Raw genomic sequence first — 19,052 nt, 5'->3', positions numbered from 1 at the left:
ACCTTGCCCGTACGAACTATTCAGCCCGGCCGCAGCAATTTTTATATTTTTTCCCGCTTCCGCAGTGGCATGGGGCATTTCGGCCGATATCAACCACTTTGCGAACCGGTGCTTTTTTTGCTTTTTTGTTATCGTCGCCTTCTTGCTGCTGATGAGCCGTCGTCTGGCCCTGTACAACCTCTTCACGCTCCAGATTGTTTTCAATCTCAGCTTTCATCACAAATTTTGCGACCTCGTCCTCGATCGATTCAATCATATGCTCAAACATCGCAAAGCCTTCCATTTGATACTCACGAAGCGGATTTGTCTGCGCGTAAGCTCGAAGGTGAATCCCTTGGCGAAGCTGATCCATTGCGTCGATGTGATCCATCCATTTTGAATCAACGGCGCGAAGGACGATGACTTTTTCGAATTCACGCATTTGCTCTTCGCCGAATTTCTCTTCTTTTTCATTATATTTGGTCATGATGCGATCCATAATGAGCTCATGCATTTCATCCGGCTCTTTCCCGAAGATATCGCTCTTCTCAAGCTTGCCTTCATCAAGATAAGTCGTGTTGACAAGCTCAACAAGACCGTCAAGCTTCCACTCCTCAGGAAGCTCTTCTCTTGGCGTATAGGCTGCAATTGCACGTTCGAGAGAAGACTTGATCATATTCTCAACGATTTCACGCAGGTTTTCAGAGTCAATGACTTCAAAGCGTTGCTTATAAATGACCTCACGCTGCTGGCGGAGAACGTCATCGTATTGCAGAAGCTGTTTACGTGAATCGAAGTTATTGCCTTCGACGCGTTTTTGTGACGATTCAACCGCGCGGGATACCATTTTGCTTTGAATTGGAGTAGAGTCGTCCATGCCGAAACGGTCAAGCATCGCCATTGTCCGCTCAGCTCCGAATCTGCGCATCAATTCATCTTCCATAGAAAGATAAAATTGGGTAATCCCCGGGTCTCCCTGACGTCCAGAACGCCCTCGCAGCTGATTGTCAATCCGGCGTGATTCATGTCGTTCCGTTCCGACAACAGCAAGGCCGCCAAGCTCTTTTACGCCTTCGCCAAGCTTAATGTCCGTTCCGCGCCCCGCCATGTTTGTCGCAATTGTAATTGCTCCTTTTTGGCCGGCCTCTTCAATAATCTGCGCTTCACGTTCATGGTTTTTGGCGTTTAACACTTGATGCGGGATTCCTTTGTTTTTGAGCAGCTTAGAAATCAGTTCAGAAGTTTCAACCGCAACCGTACCGACAAGAACAGGCTGTCCCGTCATGTAACGCTGTGCGACATCCTCCGCAACCGCCTTAAACTTCCCTTCCATCGAACGGTAAATTAAATCCGGACGGTCGTCACGGACAACAGGCTTGTTAGTAGGGATCGTGACAACCTGCATGTTATAGATGTTGCGAAATTCTTCTTCCTCTGTCTTAGCCGTACCTGTCATACCGGCAAGTTTCTCATACATCCGGAAGTAGTTTTGGAACGTAATTGTCGCCAAGGTCATGCTTTCGTTCTGAATTTCAAGCCCTTCCTTCGCTTCAATCGCTTGGTGAAGGCCTTCGCTGTAGCGGCGGCCTTTCATCAGGCGCCCCGTAAACGAATCAACAATAACAACCTGATCGTCTTCCACAACGTAGTCAACGTCCTTCTGCATCGCAGCGTGTGCTTTTAGAGACTGGTTGATATGGTGGTTGAGGGCGACATGTTTCACATCAAACAGGTTATCAATGCCGAACGCTTTTTCCGCCTTCGTCATTCCTTCCTCAGTCAGCTGTACACCTTTTGTTTTGATATCATACGTATAATCCTTCTCTGCTTTTAACGTGCGGACAAAAGCATTTGCCTGTACGTACAGCTTAGTGGATTTTGCAGCTTGTCCAGAAATGATAAGCGGCGTTCTCGCTTCATCAATTAAAATAGAGTCAACTTCATCTATTACCGCAAAATGAAGCGGGCGCTGAACCATCTGCTCTTTATAAAGAACCATATTGTCACGCAAATAGTCGAAGCCAAGTTCGTTGTTTGTGGAGTAAGTAATGTCTGCGGCATAAGCTTCCCGCTTTTCGTCTTTTGACAATGAGTTTAAATTCAATCCGACGGTCAAACCGAGAAACTCGAAAATTTCCCCCATTTGCTCAGCATCACGGCTCGCCAAGTATTCGTTGACAGTCACGATGTGCACGCCTTTACCTGTTAACGCATTTAAATAAACAGGCAGAGTAGACGTTAACGTTTTCCCTTCCCCTGTTTTCATTTCCGCGATATTTCCGTCATGAAGCGCCACGCCCCCCATGAGCTGGACTTTGAACGGAAACATGCCGGTTACGCGGCGCGAAGCTTCCCGAACAACGGCGAATGCTTCAACAAGAAGATCATCGGTTGTCGCCCCTTTTTCAAGGCGCTCTTTAAATTCAATCGTTTTATGTTTCAGATCATCGTCAGAGAGATTTTCATAGTCTCCGCGAATCGCATCAATATCGTTAGCTACTTTTTCGTATCTATTCAGCGTACGTTTTGTTGGATCAAACATTTTATTTAAAATTCCAAGCATTTATAACGCTCCTCTATCTTCACATGCCTGATTTGCAGGCATGTATAAATAATTTACTAGCCCATGTATACCTCTCATTATCATATCATACCTTGTGTTATTTCCAAAGAATTTGCAAATAAGAAAAAACAAAAACCTTCCGTGTAGATCACGGAAGGCTGCGCTTCATTATTCAGTCGGTTCAATCAAGCCATATTTCCCATCATTTCTGCGGTATACGACATTTGTAAGGTTTGTTTCCGCATTGGTGAAAACAAAGAAATTATGGCCGAGCATATTCATTTGCAAGATCGCTTCTTCACTATCCATCGGCTTTAAATTAAAGCGTTTCTGACGGACAATGTCCAAGCTATCCTCATCTTCTATTTCATCCTGAACCGCAATATCTGTATCAGAGCCGAGACCATTCGCTAATAGATATTTCGGAGAGCCCTGCTCACGGAATTTGCGGTTTACTTTCGTTTTATGCTTACGGATTTGACGTTCCAGTTTGTTTGTTGCGAGATCAATTGCGTTGTACATATCCTCGTTATGCACCTCGGACCGAAGCGCCAGATCTGTCATCGGAATCGTAACCTCAACTTTAGACTCCTTGTCATTGTAAAATTTCAAGTTGACGTTCACATCGGCATTCACGTTATGGTCAAAATAACGCTCCAGCTTGCCGATCTTCTTCTCGACATGATCCTTCAACGCGGGTGTCACTTCAATATTTTCTCCTCTGATGTTATAGTTCATCAAAGAACGCCTCCCTTTTATTAAGGATATGTATCTATTTCTCCTTTACCCTTCACAATTCCTGCCGAAACGTAAACTTTTTGTGAAAATTCAGTGAAATTTGTCGAATTGTGTTTTATATGCTGTTGTTATTGGCGGTTCGGAGGTATATGTATATGCTGATTGTAAGAAACAAATACCTCACCCTCGCCTAATTGATTACAAAGGGCTCCATACATTGATGAATGGACAGCATCCATTTTCTATAATGAATCAGAAAATGTTCTTTTAAATACTCGCAAAACTCTTGAGAGGGAAAAGAGAAAGAAACCAATTGGTCAAACTCCGCAAAAATTTCGTCAAATGCTTTAATACACAATTCAGCACACCCGGTATTCATAATAAAAAGAAGTGTTGAATGTGTTGAATCCAAATAAAAAAAGGCTTGGATCAGATCTTGGTAGATCCGATCCCCTTCTGTTTTTGATAAATTTTGTTCAGCCTCTATCAAATAACACAGCCCTTCCTCAATGGTAAAAAGAAGATGATAATAAGCTGATAAAAGCGTATAATCTTCAATGCTCTTCACGGCACTCACCTATTTACGCTTGTCATAATATCTGCCGTCAATCGTGATGTTGTTATAAGGGTTTAAATACGTCGTATGCATCGCGCGTTTTCTTTTTACCTGCTGAAGCTCGCCTGCAATTGACTGCTTTAGTCTTTCCATTTCCTTCACAATAAGCTGATCCCATGTCAGGACAAGCCTCATCTGCTTTTGTTCCTCTTCTGAAAGCGGCAGAGATATCTTCTGAATAAGTTCAGACCGTTTAGCCACAAAGTCTTCAATTTGCGCTAAAAGTTCATCGCTTTCGGGCGTATCTTGTATGTGTGACAGCATACTCTTCGTCTCAGTGTATAGTCGATCTATGTTATTCATGCCATCCCGCCTGATCCGTGCCGATCCTTCCGTTCAGTTTGAATGGCTTGTTTCCATGCATCGCGAAAATCTGTTACATAGCCTTCAACCTCAGCCAGCATACTCGTATCACTTTTGATATTTGCCTGTACCAATCTTCGATACATATAGTCATACATCGCACCCATAGAATTGGAAAGCTCGATGTTACGGTTCAGTGTAAAATTTAATTCCTGAATGATATTTTGCGCTTTAATCAGATTTTCATTTTTACGTTCCATATCATCATTCTCAATAGCCTGGGATGCAAGTCTTATAAATTTCAAACAGCCATTATACAGCATAAGCGTCAGTTCACCGGATGTAGCGGTGTTCACTGAATTTTGCTGATAAGCTGTATAAGGATTTTGGATCGCCATGTGTCATCCTCCAAATTACTTTTATTGTACAAGAAGCTGTGATAAATAGGACGATTGTTCGTTCATTTTTTGAATCGCAGACTCCATTGCACTGAATTTTGTATAGTAGCGGGTTTCAACTGTATTCAATCGGTCCTGCATTTTAGAGATATCAGTGTTGATCGTGTTTAAATTTTTACCGATTAAGTAGTTATCGGTTCCCATTGTCGAGTTGCCGGCTTTTGCTTCTATGCTTTTCACTGTGCTTTTCAGTGTGTCGCCGATGCGTTTCATAATTCCTTTTTCACTATAAGCGCTGCTGTTCGTACCGTTTGTAAATAAAGCGGCAACACTTTGCGGATCTTCTTGTATTTTTGCCTTTAGTTTTGTTTCATCAATCTCTAAATGTCCTCGCAATTGGTAAGCACTTGAGGTTGTGATGCCAAATTCAGTTAATTGATGATTTTTTCCGTCCACTGTTACTTGAGAATAAAAATCAGTTCTCATTTGGTTCGTACCAGCGCTTATACTGGTATCATTTCTCAGCAAACCGCTTTTTGCCTTCTCTTCCCAGAGTTCTACCTCTTTATCGGACATTGCTTCTTTTTGTTCACTCGTCAGCGGAGTATAGTCTCTGTATTTTTCTTCCTGAAGTTTTTCATTCAGGCTGTCAATCAATTCATTGTATTTATCTACAAACTCTTTAATTTGGTTATAAATTCCGTCAACATCAGTAGAAACAGATGTGGTAACAGGGCCTGTGTCTGCAGTCGTGTTTTTGAGAGAGTAGGTCACGCCATTCACGGTAAAGTTGTTTGTCAGCTTCTCCATTTCAAAGCCATTAATTGTGACTTTTGCATTGGTTCCTTCTTTGTAAGCAGTGAGCTTATTGTCTGCGTCTAAAGAAAAACCAAGCTGGCCGGACATAAAGTCGGCAGTAGCAGAATCCGCTGCCTGAATGCTGCCTCCTGCGCCTGTTGCTTTAGAAGAAAACGCAATCGTTTCTACATACTCGGTACCATTCCAAATTTTGTCTTTAAATGCTGATACTCCGAGATCGGAGGTGTTAATTTTAGAAATCACATTATCAATCGTATCAGCGCTCGTCACACTGATGTTGACGGTTTTTGCCGTTGTCTCGCCAGGCGCCACAACGTTAAACGCCAAATTATAGTCGCCTTGTGTGTATCCCGCATAATTATCGGCCTTATACGTTGCCGCCGTTGCCAAACTTGCCACTTCAACCGTAGAAGAAGAGTTTGGCGCGGTTGAGCTTCCTGTAGCAGTTAACACAGACTCATTGGAGCTTGTCACAGTTTTGCTCTGATACGTACTCGGATATGTCAGCGTATTTTTAGACATATAATCTTGCAATTCTTTTATTTTTGTATTTACTTCACGGTAGCTGTCACGCTGCCATTCAAGCGTCTGCTTTTTTTGTGTCAGCCTGTCAAGCGGTGCTCTTTCTGTCTGCATCAGTTTTGATACGATATCATCTATATCCATTCCTGACGCCAAACCTGTTATTCTCATGACCATTCTAAACCACTCCTCATCTACTTTTTTTCATCTACAAATAACCCAAGAAATTCAGTCATAGCCGCATAAAAATCAAGCCACCGTTTCGGCGGAATTTCACGGATGACTTCGTTTGTAGAGTCCTCTATTACCTTTACATAGTATTCATTTAACTTTTCGTGAAGCTCAAACTTCAGGTGAACTTGCGAAGGTTCTAAAAGCTTGTTCATTTCCCCTACCATTTCAGCGAGATTGGCAGATGAAACCTGCTGAACAGGTACCTCACCCTCATGATCTTTCTGATTATGTATTTGAGTATCATAACGATCCCAAACAGGTTGTAACGTAGTGAGCCTTTCAATGTTCAATTGATCATCCCCTATGCCCCAATCTAAAGTTTATATCGACTGAGTAGAGAGAAGATTACACATATTTTTGGAAAAAAAACTCATCCGCTTTAGATTTCTTCTTTGGATATATTTTTATCAAGTCAGCGGGGAATCCGGTTATTATATCATGAGTTAACGATATATAGCAGGGGAATCATTCGGAGTTAAACATATAAAAAAAGGACCCGGCAACGCCAAGGTCCTTTTTAAAATTAACGTAACAATTGAAGTACGTTTTGCGGCTGTTGGTTCGCTTGAGCAAGCATCGCTTGAGAAGCTTGAGAAAGAATGTTGTTCTTTGTGAACTCGCTCATCTCTTTCGCCATGTCAACGTCACGGATACGAGACTCAGCAGCTGTCAAGTTTTCACCAGAAGCGCCTAAGTTGTTGATTGTGTGCTCTAGACGGTTTTGTACCGCACCAAGTTTTGCACGTTGGTTCGATACACTTTTAATAGCATCGTCAACTGATTGTAATGCAGGGTCAAATGTTGCTGCAGTCCCATCAAATGCAGTTACATCCAATCCGTTCACTCCAAGATCCGAAGCTTTCATACTTTCAATATTTACACTTAATTGCTGACCGCCGTTAGCCCCAATTTGGAATGTAAGATTAGCAGTACCATTAGCAAAAGAACCGTCTAATAGGTTTTTACCGTTAAATTGTGTACGGTCTGCAATCCCTTTACTTCCAGCTTCTCCACCGATCTCCTCAATCAGAGAGTCAATCTCATCTTGAATTGCTTGAAGATCTTCAGTTTGTTGTGTCCCTGTGTTACCAGCTTGAACAGTAAGTTCACGCATACGTTGAAGGATCGCATGAGTTTCAGTCAATGCACCCTCAGCTGTTTGGATAAGAGAGATTCCGTCTTGAGAGTTTTTAGAAGCCATTTCTAAACCTCTGATTTGTCCTCTCATTTTTTCAGAGATCGCAAGACCTGCTGCGTCATCTCCCGCACGGTTGATGCGAAGACCTGAAGAAAGCTTCTCCATGTTCTTTTGGCTCGCACTGTTGTTTGAAGACAAACGGTTCAGTGTGTTAAGTGCTGCGATATTGTGGTTAATTCTCATTGTTTTGTTCCTCCCTGAATATGTTGTTAAGGCACGTCCTTGTGCCTCATTTTTTATAACTGGCGGAGTCTTTTGCGTCTCCTCCCGGCTACATCATTAATATCGGATTGTCTTTGATATTGTTAATAGAAAAATAAAAAATCCTCACTTTTTTTGTGAGGATAATGCGGAGATCACATCGCTGGATAACGCTGCCGCACGGTTGTTTTCTTCCTGAATGATCAAGTATATTTCTTTTCGGTGAATATCAATATGCTTTGGGGCGTCAATTCCCAGTTTCACTTGATCACCTTCAACCGAAATGACTTTCACTTCAATATCAGCACCTATTTGAATCGCTTCGTTTATTTTCCGCGATAAAACTAGCATGATTCTCCTCCAATCGGATGCTTTGTCGTATATGAGGAGTCGTGTAAAACGACTTGCTTTGCCTTCATGTTCTTGCGATTCACAATAATGGGAGCCAATAAATTGGCAGTCGATTTTTCGAACGGCTCCGCCATGGTCAATATGGTCATGACTTCCACATCTTCAATATTATCGATATCCAAAAGTTCAGCTGTTGATTCATCAAGGTCAAATTCATAATTCTTAAAAAAGATGAACGGACTGACAACAATGAACGCAAGATTTTCTGTAGTGACGGACTGCAGCGCCACGAATGGAGAATCCTCTGAAAGCGGAAGAATGACGAACTGTTTTTCTTCTAAAAAGCCTGGAATCCCGTTATCAAAAAGAATAATTTGTTCTTCTTTTACGTTCATTTGGCCATGGTACTTCGTATGAATGATCATTGTTCACGATCCTTTTCTGTTTACTTTTCGGATGATTCTTTCGGGTATTCTACATCTATTTTTAAATCAGGATATTGCAGCATGTCAACCTTAACGTTCCCCGGCGTATATTGAACAATTGGCTTATTCGGTTCAGCCTGAATGACAGGCTTTTGCGGCGTAATCTGAATATCAAGCTCTGACGGGGTGTATTGTATTTTCACTCTTGAAAGAGACGGAGCATAATGTTCACCTAATTGAATTTGTTGCATTTCAGAGTTCCTCTTTGCTTGTGAAGCAATTGGATTCCCTTTATTTTCAATCCTCATAAGCTCGTCTCCTTCTTCTACAGTTCGGGCTATCCCCTCCATTACATCCTCATGCCCTTGTTGGGCGGCTTCTTCAATTCTCTTGAAAACATGTTTTCTGTCTAATTCTTCCCATGCTTGCGTTTGGTCAATCGTGAGTTTTCCGTTAATTACCGATATTTCCATTTCCGCGCTTGGCTGTTCAATTTCGAGATCGGCTTGCGGCTGCTCCATTTTTAGGGTGGCGGGCGTCGTCGTTAAACCGATTTTCCCTTGAACACTGTGCATAGTCAATCTGGGAATTTGCATCACTCTACCTCCTAAACTATAAAAAAAGCGAACTCCTGAGAGCCGCTTACTTTAAAAAGTCAATCAATGTAGGCTGAACAATTTGCGCATTTACAGCAAGAGTAGCCCTATGCACGCTTTGCTGCGCAATAAATTCTGTTATTACTTTTTCCAGTTCTACATCTTCATTGTCAGACAACACTTTTGTAGATGTTTCTTCTTGAGCTGAAAGCCTAGTATTAATCAGTTCAAGACGATTATATCTTGCACCGAGATCAGAACGTTCAGCGCTCATGCCGTTAGAAAATTGATCAATATCCTCTAAAAGATTGTCCATGCCATCGAGTGAGTCGGAACTAAGTGCTTGCTCAAATGAGTCAAGCATTTCAAATACATTTTGTCCGCTTTCAGACGTACCCCCAAAGGCTGACTTTGGATCTGAATTCACTTTTAAGTTCATATTATTTGATATATTGACCACAACATCAGCAGTATCGGAAATGGTATAAGTTCCGTCTCCGTTATCAGTAACCGGAGGCGTGTCTGAATTCGTTCCATTAAAGATATATCTGCCGTTCACTTGTGTATTCGCAATTTTTAAAAGCTGATCCTTTAACTGCTTTACTTCTACGCCAATCGCTTGCCGCTCATCTTCACCATTTGTATCATTTTCAGCCTTAATAGCTAAATCTTTGACTTTCGCTAAAATGTCAATTCCTTCAGTAATGTTTGTTTCTGTATTTTCAAGCCAGGTAAAAGCTTGAGAAGCATTACTTTGATATTGCTGAACCTGAGATAATTGCGTATGGTATTTTAAGCTTTTCATAGCTACGACAGGATCGTCGGACGCCTTTGAGATTTTTTTCCCTGAAGAAATCTGTGATTGAAGATTATCCAGCTTCGAGTAGCTTGAACCGATATATCTCAATGAGTTTTGCTGAATCATGCCTTGTGTTACTCTCATTTGATCTACCTACCTTCCTCCGACACCCATGCCATTGATCACTTTATCGAGTATTTCGTCTTGTAAAGTCACCATTCTCGCAGCAGCATTGTATGCGTGTTGGAATTGAATCATATTCGTCATTTCTTCGTCTAAAGAAACTGCGCTCATTTGCTGACGGTTGATGTCGGCGTCATTAAGCTGTGTTTCAGTATTAGACGCGAGCCGATTCGCTTCTTGTGCATTAATTCCAAGCTCGCCAATCAGTCCTGCATAGTAATCTAGCACACTTGTATTTTTTCCATTAATGGTGATATCGCCGGTTAAAACATTCGCTAGCTTTGTTGCATTTGCATTATCATTGGCTGCGCCAGTCAGTGAGAAAGCAATGTTCGCGCCTTTTGAATCTAAGATGCTGTCAGCAATTTTAATCTTGCCTGCTGCTCCTTTTGCCGGCTCCGTTTCACCGCCGGTAAAATCAAAAAAGTCCCCGCCTTGCTCGCCGCTTTTGGTCAAACCATTTCTATGCACTTCATTGAAAGCTTTTGCGAATTCAAGCACCATATCATCAAGGTCAGAAAGCATATCAGGGTATGCGCCCTTTTCTTCGCCGCCTGCTGTTACATATCCGTAAGACTCTATAAATCCTAAAAGGGATCCCTTACTGCTGAATGACTCAGCCTGTACAGCAGCGCCTCCGATTGAAATACTTGATACTAAACCCGTTTCATTATCATAATTGGCTGCAAGTTCTGAAACCTCATAATTCTTACCGTCCAAAACAGTTCCCAGCGACTGTTTATTTTTATCGAGGATATCAATTGATACAGTTCCTTCAGCAGAAGCAAGTGCATTCCCGCCTGATTTGTTATAGCTGAGTTTGATATCAACCATTGAGGATAATTTATCGATCAGCAAATCCCGCTGGTCATATAAACCATTCGGAAGAAGCCCGACCGGCTCTACTTGCGCAATTTGCTTATTTAAACTGTTTAATTGAGAAAGCAGAGAATTGACATCTAATACAGTAGTATCTAGCTCCGCTTTTAAGTTTGATTGAACATTTGTTAGTGATTCAGAAAGATAATTAAACGTTTCTGCTAAAGCTTTTCCTTTTTCAGCAACAACAGAACGCGCGCTGTCTTCGTTTGTATTGTTTGATAACTCCTGAAGGGAATTCCAAAACGAATTGAGCACACTGTTTAAGCCGCTTTCATCCGTCTCATTTAAGATGCCTTCCATTTGGGACAAAGCTTTGGCTTTGGTGTCGTAGTAACCCGCACTGTTGTTTTGAAGACGGTATTGGTAGTCAAGAAAGATATCTCTTATTCTCTCAACTGACTTGCCTTGAACACCCGTTCCCATTTGTCCCGCGGTTTTTTCTGCGTTTTTTGATACAGCAGGAAAATAGTCAGTTGCTTCCAATGAGACCCGCTGTCTTGTATAACCGTCTGTATTGGCATTTGCCACGTTATTTGCGGTAGTGCTTAACGCTGCCTGCTGAGCGCTTAACGCCCGCCTTGCAGTTTCAAGCCCCATAAAGGTAGATGTCATATTCTGAATTCCTTTCTGCTAAGCTTTTGAATCAAATAGTTTCATTCGGCTGCTCTTCGGGAGCTCAGCTTTAATTGATTTGCTGTAATTGAAGTTATTTTCCTTAGGAACCAGCATATCGTACGAAATTGAAATGAATTGCAGCGCGTCTCTCGTCAGCTGCCTATTCATCTCATTCACTTCCTTCAGACGTCCGATAGCGTTAGAAAGAGACTCATATAGTTGTTCCAGCGCTTCCTTTTCACTGCCTGAAGTTTTGGCGATACATGCGGAAATGGTGTTGTTTTCACTGTATCCGAGAAAGGCGGAAGTTGCTTTGATCCGGTCATCTTCTGTCTGTCCGATTGCTTGTATATATTTTTGCTCTTTTGTCAAAATGTTAGAAAGCTCTTTTGTTTTGCCGGCCTTGAGCGCTTCCGTCTTTTCCTGAGACAGCGTGAGCAGGTGCTCATGCAGAACGCAAAGTCGCTTCAATTGGTCAATAATTGGCTTTGCTGACATGGGCTTTCTCCTTTTTATTGCTTTTTATAAAAATTAACAATATTTTTCGCTATATGATTTGCGTCCACTTTGTATGACCCGTTTTCAATTTGCGCTTTAAGCTGCGCAATTTTTTCCTGGCGTGAACCAGTGACTGCATCAGATGCATTTTGCATTTCTTTAGCCTGTGATGAAATTTCAATTTTATCTTTAGGCTGTGCAGCAGTTTTTTGCACCGCTTGCTTTTCATAATTTTTTTGGTATGGATTAACGGATTGTGTTCCAAATTGATTGATTTTCATAGGATTCCTCTCGCTTTCCGTTGCAGTCTTTAAACAATCTAACCCTTTTATCGACTGCGGTTTCAGTTAGTTTAGGGAATCAGCTGTTTTTGGTATTATAGGCATAGTACGTGTCTTTTTTACTATTTTCCCTCTCGGTTTTCAAGGTATCCTCATGGTCCAAATGATCCATTTGAGCCTTTATATCTGACTGACAAGCCTTGCAGAATTTGCCTTCCCGAATCGATGTCCCGCACCTCTCACATGGGTATGCCAAATTAGGAAGATGAGTGATTTGAATCCGTTTCTGACTGATGAATTTTAATATCAGCTCTTCTTCTACACCTGTTTCCTCTGTTATGTGGTTCAAAGTTGATTGCCGGTTTTCCTGTTTCCTTAAAAACTTATATACAATCTCAAATGATTTTTCTTCTTCCTTAATACACGCCTGACATATGGTTTGCAGCTTTGTTTTTAAAAATAAAGCATTGCATTTCGGACAATTAGCCAGTTCTCCCATCTTTTTTCTCCTTCTCGATAATATATCTGTTAATTTCTAGTGATTATATCGGCATAAAAACAGAATCATTTAGCTTCTGATCAAGGTAAAAGATGCCACTGAACCGGCTTTTCCTTTCTCTAATAAACAGCGGGCTGCAAAATGCAAGGTAGCGCCTGTTGTATAAAGATCGTCTATTAAAATGATATTCATACCTTCAACTGAGTTATTTTTTGTATCAAAAATACGCTCTGAAAGAAGGCGTTCTTTTTTCTTTTTCTTAGACTGTTTCTCATTATTCAAGCGAACGAGGGCATGGCGGATAGGCTGGTCTAAGCATTCTGCGAGGAGCTGTGCCTGGTTAAATCCACGCTCTTTTTCCCGTTCCTTGCTCAGCGGAATAGGAACGAGAACAACATGCTTATCGGGGTAAACCTCTGAGAAAGTTGAAGAGAAATCACTTTTAAACGCATTTATGATTTCTGCATCTCCTCTAAATTTAAAACGGGAGAGTGTTTCTTTCATCATTTCATTATATGTGTAAACTGAACGGTTTTGGCGCAGCAGCAAGCTGTCACTGACCCTTGATTTCCACGCCTCGCAATCCCTGCATAGCGCATGAATGGATTGAGGCCTGCCGCACAGCGAGCAGATATGTCCTGTGATTTTCTTTAATTTGCTTCTGCAGGAATGACAGACCTTTTCGTCAGTCTTTAATAAAAAAAGAGCTTTCCATGTAACAGCTTGAGAAAATTGCGAATCGCATAATAGACAGATCAGTTTATGAATTCCTCCTCCTGCTTCGTTTGGCATAAATCGTTTGGACTTTCTGATACCACAGCAGCAGATTCAGCCAAAATCACAAGCATAGCCGTGTTTTTTTGTTTATCTACCAGCTCAGCTTTCGTATATGCGATCTTTTTAAGATCAGTGACATAGGATGGTCTTACTTTATTTAAAGAAAGTGCCAACACATCGTTTTTGCATACTTGGCAAGTACAGGTCATATGAAGCTGGTCCATATATCGGTCGAGCAGTTCTTTCATTACGATTTCTTTGGAATTGACAAGCATTTTTACAGCTCCTCATCATCGGTTATATGAGTATACTGTACCATGTTTTCAAATAATAACTAGTCTGTTCTTTCATTTTTTGCCGCCAATGCATTCATTTCTTTTATATGCTTTTTTGCATCCAGCATGCTCTTTGTTTTTCCGTAGTGAAAGAAAATAACATCGCCGTTCGCGTGTTCTTTATGCCGGCCGGTTCTTCCTGCGATTTGCACAAGTGCGCTTTCCGTAAAGATAGGCGATTCGGCCCCTAATATCCCTGTTTGTACCTTGGGGACAGTGACACCTCTCTCTAATATTGTTGTTGTGATTAAAAGATCAAACTGACCGTCTCTAAATTGCTTTACTTTTTCTTTTCTGTCCTTATCTTCCGCATGAACAGACGCTGTTCGGCAATGAACATCTTTAAAGCAGGCAGCTGCCTTTTCCAAAACAGAAACGGAGGGAACAAATAAAAACACAGACCTCCCTTCTTTCACATGAAACGCTATCCATCTTTTTACCGCTGGCGGAATTTTGTTTCCGTTTAATTTCTTTTTCCAATTTCCGCACCATAGAAAGCGCGGTTCTGGCAAAGGTTTCTGGTGGTGTCTTGCTGGAATGCGAACTGAATGCAGCTGTCCGTTCAGTGTTTTTCTTTTTAATTCTTTAGAGGGTGTTGCACTTAAATAAACAAGGGTGCTGTTTTTCTTTTTAGCTTTTTGAACAGCGAATTGAAGAGTTTGATCAGCGGAATACGGAAAAGCATCAACTTCATCAACGATGATAACATCGAACGCGTCTTTATATCGCAAAAGCTGATGTGTGGTGGAAATCATAAGCGGAGATAAACACCCTTTGTCCTCGCCGCCTCCGTAAAGTGCCGCAATGTCAGCGCCCTGAAAGGCGGCCTTGAGTCTCGGAGCAAGCTCTAATACAACATCGGTGCGGGGTGTTGCAATACATACTCGCAATCCTTCGTTTAACGCTGATTCTATACCGGGAAATAACATCTCTGTTTTGCCAGCGCCGCAAACCGCCCAGATGAGAAGCTCTTCTTTTTTTGATATTGCTTCAATTAAGACATTGGCAGCTTTTTGCTGTCCGCTTGAGAGCTTGCCATTCCAAGTCAGCTTGATAGGCTTCCAACGAGATTCATCTTCCTCTTTCCATGAATATAAAAGCACATCCTCGCTCACTCTGCCCATCATGACACAGGAACGGCAATACAGCTGCTTCTTTCTAGATAAGTAATAAAAAGAAAAATACCGCTGATCATTTTGGCCGCACCTATTACACCTATACTCCCGTTTATTTTTGGATATAGAGTATTGAGCGCAGATATAGCCGTTCTTGATATGCCATTCAATCATCTCATCGGAAAAGGGGAGTTCAGTTCTGAGCAAATGACGGCCTTGGAGCGTCTGCTGTAATTCTTTTGAGAAAGTAATGTTCTTTTCATCTGGCTCAACCAGCATAGCACCGCCTCCTTTCGAGACAGTATGCCTGAATGGAAATTTTCTGTCCAGCGGTGAAAATAAGAATATAAAAAAATCTCCGCTGCTAAAACGGAGATTTTACGTTATTGAAAACACCAGCAAATTCCCAGCGCGCCCTCACCCAAATGAGTGCCGATTACCGCGCCAAAATAACTGTTATAAAATTCAACATGAGGGTATTTCGCAGAAAGCTCTTCAATGATTTTCGCTGCTTCTTCTTCTCGATTAGCGTGGATAACCGCAGCACGCATAGGCAATCTTTTACTCGCATCTTCGTCTAAAAGCTCATAAATTCGTGAAATTGCTTTTTTACGTGTGCGAATCTTCTCAAAAGGCACAATTACCTCATTGTCAAAGTGAAGAATAGGCTTTACCTTTAGAAGACTCCCAATAAAGGCTTGGGCGCTGCTTAATCGTCCGCCCCGCTGAAGATGCGCTAAATCATCTACCATAAAATACGCCCGAACTGTCTTTTTCATTTCTTCCAGTTCTTTTATGATATCTTCCGGTGATGAGGCTCCATTTTTGATTAATTCAGCAGCTTTAAGAGCATAAAAGCCTTGAGCCAAACAGCTGATCTCTGAATCAAATGGATACACTTCAACATTGTCAACCATTGCGTCAGCCGCTGCCGCACTGCTGAATGTTCCGCTGATCCCACTGGAAAGATGGATACTGATAACCGCATCATAAGACTTGCCAAGCTCTTCATACAAAGCAGCCAGCTCGCCGATTGGCGGCTGAGAAGTCGTCGGAAGCTCAGTATGTTTCTTTACTTCCTCGTAAAAGCTTTTCCAGTCCAATTCGATTTCTTCACGATAAGTTTCCTCCCCAAACACAACCTGGAGTGGGATCATATGTATTTGATGTTGTTCACGTATTTCTTTCGGGATATATGCTGTGCTGTCTGTTACGACTGCAATATTCATAGCTTCGATACCTGCCTTATTGCTTTATAACTCTATTGTAAGCGAAACGGCAGCCTAAAAAAAGACCTGCCTAATAAAAGGCAAGTCTCGTATTATACTATCTCATTTCTACCCAGCCATTTTTAATGGCGACCACAACGGCTTGCGTCCGGTCGTTTACATTCATTTTTTGCAAAATATTGCTCACATGGTTTTTGACGGTTTTCTCACTGATAAACAATGATTCACCGATACCGCGGTTGCTTTTTCCGTCTGCAAGCATCTGCAGCACTTCACATTCCCGTCTAGTTAAGATATGTAATGGTCTGCGGATTTCAGGGTAGACCTCATGCTGAGGGTGTGCAGAAACTCCGCTTGTTGCAAGACGACGGAATTCGTTAACGAGATTGTGAGTAACCTTCGGATGAAGGTAAGAACCTCCCTCGGCAACTACTTTAACCGCTTCAATTAATGTATCAGCATCCATCTCTTTCAGCAGATAACCTCTCGCGCCGGTTTTCAGGGCATGTGTTACATAATTTTCATCATCGTGAATTGATAGAATAATTACTTTAGATTCAGGATACAGCTCTACAAGCTGTTTTGTAGCTTCCACGCCATTTACGTTTGGCATATTGATATCCATGATCACAACATCAGGATGATAGTGCTCGACAATACGAGCCGCTTCATCTCCGTCGTCCCCTTCGGCTACCACTTCAAAGGTAGGTTCAAAATCCAATATTCGTTTAACACCTTCACGAAATAACTGATGGTCGTCGATAATAACAATGTTTACTTTAGTCACAAGCCACGCCTCCTTGTATTATTGTTCTATATACTCTAGCTTTCGGTCAATATGCCTTTTGGCTCTATTTTACAAATCATAGTCAAAGAGATAACGGAACCTTGATCATAATAAATGTCCCAAGACCTATTTTCGAATCTATTGTTATGGTTCCTTCCAATAAATCTACTCTTTCTTTCATGCCCAGCAAGCCGAATGATTTGTTTTTCTTCTCTTTCGCTTCCTTCAGGTCAAACCCTTTGCCGTTATCTTTTATCATTAAAATCACAAAGTCCTTTGTGATTTCAACTTTGACAGTAATTTCTTCAGATTCGGAATGCTTTAGCGCATTAGACACAGCTTCCTGTGCGAGCCTGAAGAGCGCCACTTCAAACTGGGGCGCAAGCCGCCTATCCTCTGTGTCACCGATACACTGAAAATGTATTTTGACATTACCGTTATATTCCTCTGTTGTATATAGATATTTTCTCAAAGTTGGAATCAGGCCTAGGTCATCAAGGGCCATCGGTCTTAAATCATATATAATCCTTCTCACTTCGTAAAGGGCATTCCGCACATTTTGACGGAGATTTTTAATTTCTTGGAAACCGTCCTCAGTGCCGCGGTCACGGAAAATCCGCTCGATTAATTCCGATCTCATCATCACATTTGCCAGCATTTGAGCAGGTCCGTCATGAATTTCTCTGGAGACCCTTTTTCTTTCTTCTTCCTGCGCCTCAATAATTCTTAAGCCAAAATCCTGTTTTGCCTGAGCATCAGCAAGAAGCATTCCGACTTCGCGCAAATCTTGATTCAAGTAGTTGAGCACAACTGTAATTTGGCTTACTAATGATTCAGACCGTTCAATGATTTCCTGAAGGCCTAACAATCTGCGCTCTAAATCATCCCGGCGTTCGCGCAGCTGCTTCTCACGCTGCTGGATCATCGTCAATTCTACCTGCAGCTTATGGGCTTTTTCGTAAGCATTGCGAATTTCTTCTTCACTGAATCTATGAAAATTGCGGCTGACCTCGGATAAACGGTTTCTCGCATGACGGGTTTGCACTTCAAGTTTATCGCCAAGCTCGATGACTTCATAAACCTGCTGTTTAATTTGTTTCAGTTCTTCAACCAGCTGTTCATACTGCTGGCGTGACTGTTCCCCGATTTAAAAAACCTCATCCTTGCTCCCGTCAACGGTTTTCAGCATCTTCATCAAAATAGAATCCAGAACTTTGGAATCCATCTTTGTTTTATTCATAATTTCCCTCCGTCACGGCGTTGTTATATATTTTTATTATAAATGTAATTGATCTGCAATTTATGTCGAATTATAATGAAAGAATGCGTATATTCTAGAAAAAAACAATTTTATATACCTTCTATTCTTTATGATACCAAAATACGCACAAAAATTCTAAAGACTGTACGAATTTGTATAGGCAGTCTTTTATGCTTAGCAGGAGGGTCAGCAAGCATGCTGCACAGCTATTTTACTGTGAAAGAAACAGGAGAACACGAGATTGTTATAGAAAAATCGCGTTTTATCTGTCATTTAAGCCGTGTTTCTACTGAACAAGAGGCACAGGAATTTATACAGAAAATAAAGAAACAGCACTGGAATGCGACTCATAATTGCTCGGCTTACGTCATTGGCGAGAACGATCATATCCAAAAAGCCAATGATGATGGAGAACCAAGCGGTACAGCGGGAGTGCCGATGCTTGAGGTATTAAAAAAACGCGGCCTTAAGGATACTTGCGCCGTCGTTACACGATATTTCGGAGGCATTAAACTTGGGGCCGGCGGATTAATTCGCGCTTATGGAAAATCAGTGTCTGAAGGATTAAATCATATAGGTGTTGTAGAACGAAAGCTTATGCGCGTCATGCACACTTCCGCGGATTACACGTGGCTTGGCAAGATTGAAAATGAACTAAGAGAATCACAATTTCTGTTAAAGGAAATCCATTATGCCGAAAATGTTGTATTCGAAACATACGTCGAAGAAAAAGAAACAAACGCATTTTCTGAGTGGATGACAGAACTGACAAATGGAAAGAGTGATATTAAAGAGGGAGAGTTGACGTATCTTGAAAAAGCCGTCAATCACATAAAGGAGACTTAATA

At 41.6% G+C, this 19,052-nt stretch carries 23 protein-coding genes; 1 reads left to right on the top strand and 22 read right to left on the bottom strand.

The window, feature by feature from the left end:
- Positions 1–16 precede the first annotated feature (16 nt).
- From secA to degS, 22 genes are all read right to left on the bottom strand, one after another.
- Positions 17–2,542, bottom strand: a complete 2,526-nt coding sequence (gene secA, locus V6D44_RS08305) for a preprotein translocase subunit SecA (protein WP_087991543.1) — start codon at positions 2,540–2,542, stop codon at positions 17–19.
- A gap of 168 nt (positions 2,543–2,710) precedes the next feature.
- Positions 2,711–3,280 (bottom strand): ribosome hibernation promotion factor, encoded by a 570-nt coding sequence (gene hpf / locus V6D44_RS08300; protein WP_087991544.1) that lies wholly within the window; start codon positions 3,278–3,280, stop codon positions 2,711–2,713.
- Between the two features lie 190 nt (positions 3,281–3,470).
- A complete protein-coding gene (locus V6D44_RS08295; RefSeq protein ID WP_148962639.1) occupies positions 3,471–3,848 on the bottom strand; it encodes a hypothetical protein in 378 nt (125 codons plus the stop codon).
- 9 nt (positions 3,849–3,857) lie between these two features.
- On the bottom strand, positions 3,858–4,199 hold the full coding sequence (locus V6D44_RS08290) for a flagellar protein FliT (RefSeq protein ID WP_087991546.1): 342 nt from the start codon (positions 4,197–4,199) through the stop codon (positions 3,858–3,860).
- Positions 4,196–4,597: a flagellar export chaperone FliS gene (gene fliS / locus V6D44_RS08285; RefSeq protein ID WP_253268601.1), complete on the bottom strand. Its 402-nt coding sequence runs from the start codon at positions 4,595–4,597 to the stop codon at positions 4,196–4,198. The genes V6D44_RS08290 and fliS overlap by 4 nt, the downstream gene beginning before the upstream one ends.
- A 21-nt stretch (positions 4,598–4,618) precedes the next feature.
- A complete protein-coding gene (locus V6D44_RS08280; RefSeq protein WP_253268602.1) occupies positions 4,619–6,115 on the bottom strand; it encodes a flagellar hook-associated protein 2 in 1,497 nt (498 codons plus the stop codon).
- A gap of 17 nt (positions 6,116–6,132) precedes the next feature.
- Positions 6,133–6,462 carry a flagellar protein FlaG gene (flaG, locus tag V6D44_RS08275; protein ID WP_253268603.1) on the bottom strand — a complete coding sequence of 110 codons (330 nt, stop codon included), beginning with the start codon at positions 6,460–6,462 and terminating at the stop codon, positions 6,133–6,135.
- A gap of 233 nt (positions 6,463–6,695) precedes the next feature.
- A complete protein-coding gene (hag, locus tag V6D44_RS08270; protein ID WP_148962634.1) occupies positions 6,696–7,553 on the bottom strand; it encodes a flagellin Hag in 858 nt (285 codons plus the stop codon).
- A 144-nt stretch (positions 7,554–7,697) separates the two neighbouring features.
- Positions 7,698–7,922: a carbon storage regulator CsrA gene (gene csrA, locus V6D44_RS08265; protein ID WP_202327959.1), complete on the bottom strand. Its 225-nt coding sequence runs from the start codon at positions 7,920–7,922 to the stop codon at positions 7,698–7,700.
- A complete protein-coding gene (fliW, locus tag V6D44_RS08260) occupies positions 7,916–8,347 on the bottom strand; it encodes a flagellar assembly protein FliW (RefSeq protein WP_087991552.1) in 432 nt (143 codons plus the stop codon). The genes csrA and fliW overlap by 7 nt, the downstream gene beginning before the upstream one ends.
- A 20-nt stretch (positions 8,348–8,367) precedes the next feature.
- Positions 8,368–8,943, bottom strand: coding sequence for a DUF6470 family protein (locus V6D44_RS08255; protein WP_202327958.1), 576 nt, complete (start codon positions 8,941–8,943; stop codon positions 8,368–8,370).
- A 46-nt stretch (positions 8,944–8,989) separates the two neighbouring features.
- Entirely contained in the window at positions 8,990–9,886 is an 897-nt protein-coding gene (gene flgL, locus V6D44_RS08250) for a flagellar hook-associated protein FlgL (RefSeq protein ID WP_087991554.1), read from the bottom strand.
- 9 nt (positions 9,887–9,895) lie between these two features.
- The gene (flgK, locus tag V6D44_RS08245) at positions 9,896–11,419 is read right to left on the bottom strand and encodes a flagellar hook-associated protein FlgK (RefSeq protein WP_087991555.1); all 1,524 of its coding nucleotides are present in this window, start codon (positions 11,417–11,419) and stop codon (positions 9,896–9,898) included.
- A gap of 18 nt (positions 11,420–11,437) precedes the next feature.
- The gene (gene flgN, locus V6D44_RS08240) at positions 11,438–11,920 is read right to left on the bottom strand and encodes a flagellar protein FlgN (protein ID WP_087991556.1); all 483 of its coding nucleotides are present in this window, start codon (positions 11,918–11,920) and stop codon (positions 11,438–11,440) included.
- Between the two features lie 14 nt (positions 11,921–11,934).
- Positions 11,935–12,201: a flagellar biosynthesis anti-sigma factor FlgM gene (flgM, locus tag V6D44_RS08235; RefSeq protein ID WP_087991557.1), complete on the bottom strand. Its 267-nt coding sequence runs from the start codon at positions 12,199–12,201 to the stop codon at positions 11,935–11,937.
- 79 nt (positions 12,202–12,280) lie between these two features.
- Positions 12,281–12,700: a TIGR03826 family flagellar region protein gene (locus tag V6D44_RS08230; protein WP_148962628.1), complete on the bottom strand. Its 420-nt coding sequence runs from the start codon at positions 12,698–12,700 to the stop codon at positions 12,281–12,283.
- A gap of 69 nt (positions 12,701–12,769) precedes the next feature.
- A complete protein-coding gene (locus V6D44_RS08225; protein ID WP_202327956.1) occupies positions 12,770–13,492 on the bottom strand; it encodes a double zinc ribbon domain-containing protein in 723 nt (240 codons plus the stop codon).
- A complete protein-coding gene (locus tag V6D44_RS08220) occupies positions 13,456–13,752 on the bottom strand; it encodes a late competence development ComFB family protein (RefSeq protein WP_087991559.1) in 297 nt (98 codons plus the stop codon). The genes V6D44_RS08225 and V6D44_RS08220 overlap by 37 nt, the downstream gene beginning before the upstream one ends.
- Before the next feature lie 59 nt (positions 13,753–13,811).
- Positions 13,812–15,206 (bottom strand): ATP-dependent helicase ComFA, encoded by a 1,395-nt coding sequence (comFA, locus tag V6D44_RS08215; RefSeq protein ID WP_437177776.1) that lies wholly within the window; start codon positions 15,204–15,206, stop codon positions 13,812–13,814.
- 104 nt (positions 15,207–15,310) lie between these two features.
- Positions 15,311–16,156, bottom strand: coding sequence for a DegV family protein (locus V6D44_RS08210; RefSeq protein WP_087991560.1), 846 nt, complete (start codon positions 16,154–16,156; stop codon positions 15,311–15,313).
- 97 nt (positions 16,157–16,253) lie between these two features.
- Positions 16,254–16,943, bottom strand: a complete 690-nt coding sequence (gene degU / locus V6D44_RS08205; protein ID WP_003219701.1) for a two-component system response regulator DegU — start codon at positions 16,941–16,943, stop codon at positions 16,254–16,256.
- A gap of 82 nt (positions 16,944–17,025) precedes the next feature.
- The gene (gene degS / locus V6D44_RS08200) at positions 17,026–18,090 is read right to left on the bottom strand and encodes a two-component sensor histidine kinase DegS (protein ID WP_333516487.1); all 1,065 of its coding nucleotides are present in this window, start codon (positions 18,088–18,090) and stop codon (positions 17,026–17,028) included.
- 309 nt (positions 18,091–18,399) lie between these two features.
- Between degS and V6D44_RS08195 the strand changes: the two genes are divergently transcribed.
- Positions 18,400–19,050 (top strand): YigZ family protein, encoded by a 651-nt coding sequence (locus tag V6D44_RS08195; RefSeq protein WP_087991562.1) that lies wholly within the window; start codon positions 18,400–18,402, stop codon positions 19,048–19,050.
- The last annotated feature ends 2 nt before the right edge of the window (positions 19,051–19,052 follow it).

The sequence above is a fragment of the Bacillus sp. 0209A genome (genome assembly GCF_036765095.1).
Taxonomy (GTDB): Bacteria; Bacillota; Bacilli; order Bacillales; family Bacillaceae; genus Bacillus; species Bacillus subtilis_G.
The sequence above is the reverse complement of the archived record's forward strand: the minus strand, read 5'-3'. Positions and strand labels throughout refer to the sequence as shown.

Bases quoted from the DNA above. Each gene is read 5' to 3' on its own strand.
- secA (WP_087991543.1), bottom strand. From the start codon at position 2,542: ATGCTTGGAATTTTAAATAAAATGTTTGATCCAACAAAACGTACGCTG.
- hpf (WP_087991544.1), bottom strand. From the start codon at position 3,280: ATGAACTATAACATCAGAGGAGAAAATATTGAAGTGACACCCGCGTTG.
- V6D44_RS08290 (WP_087991546.1), bottom strand. From the start codon at position 4,199: ATGAATAACATAGATCGACTATACACTGAGACGAAGAGTATGCTGTCA.
- fliS (WP_253268601.1), bottom strand. From the start codon at position 4,597: ATGGCGATCCAAAATCCTTATACAGCTTATCAGCAAAATTCAGTGAAC.
- V6D44_RS08280 (WP_253268602.1), bottom strand. From the start codon at position 6,115: ATGGTCATGAGAATAACAGGTTTGGCGTCAGGAATGGATATAGATGAT.
- hag (WP_148962634.1), bottom strand. From the start codon at position 7,553: ATGAGAATTAACCACAATATCGCAGCACTTAACACACTGAACCGTTTG.
- csrA (WP_202327959.1), bottom strand. From the start codon at position 7,922: ATGCTAGTTTTATCGCGGAAAATAAACGAAGCGATTCAAATAGGTGCT.
- fliW (WP_087991552.1), bottom strand. From the start codon at position 8,347: ATGATCATTCATACGAAGTACCATGGCCAAATGAACGTAAAAGAAGAA.
- V6D44_RS08255 (WP_202327958.1), bottom strand. From the start codon at position 8,943: ATGCAAATTCCCAGATTGACTATGCACAGTGTTCAAGGGAAAATCGGT.
- flgL (WP_087991554.1), bottom strand. From the start codon at position 9,886: ATGAGAGTAACACAAGGCATGATTCAGCAAAACTCATTGAGATATATC.
- flgK (WP_087991555.1), bottom strand. From the start codon at position 11,419: ATGACATCTACCTTTATGGGGCTTGAAACTGCAAGGCGGGCGTTAAGC.
- flgN (WP_087991556.1), bottom strand. From the start codon at position 11,920: ATGTCAGCAAAGCCAATTATTGACCAATTGAAGCGACTTTGCGTTCTG.
- flgM (WP_087991557.1), bottom strand. From the start codon at position 12,201: ATGAAAATCAATCAATTTGGAACACAATCCGTTAATCCATACCAAAAA.
- V6D44_RS08230 (WP_148962628.1), bottom strand. From the start codon at position 12,700: ATGGGAGAACTGGCTAATTGTCCGAAATGCAATGCTTTATTTTTAAAA.
- V6D44_RS08225 (WP_202327956.1), bottom strand. From the start codon at position 13,492: ATGCCAAACGAAGCAGGAGGAGGAATTCATAAACTGATCTGTCTATTA.
- V6D44_RS08220 (WP_087991559.1), bottom strand. From the start codon at position 13,752: ATGCTTGTCAATTCCAAAGAAATCGTAATGAAAGAACTGCTCGACCGA.
- comFA (WP_437177776.1), bottom strand. From the start codon at position 15,206: ATGCTGGTTGAGCCAGATGAAAAGAACATTACTTTCTCAAAAGAATTA.
- V6D44_RS08210 (WP_087991560.1), bottom strand. From the start codon at position 16,156: ATGAATATTGCAGTCGTAACAGACAGCACAGCATATATCCCGAAAGAA.
- V6D44_RS08195 (WP_087991562.1), top strand. From the start codon at position 18,400: ATGCTGCACAGCTATTTTACTGTGAAAGAAACAGGAGAACACGAGATT.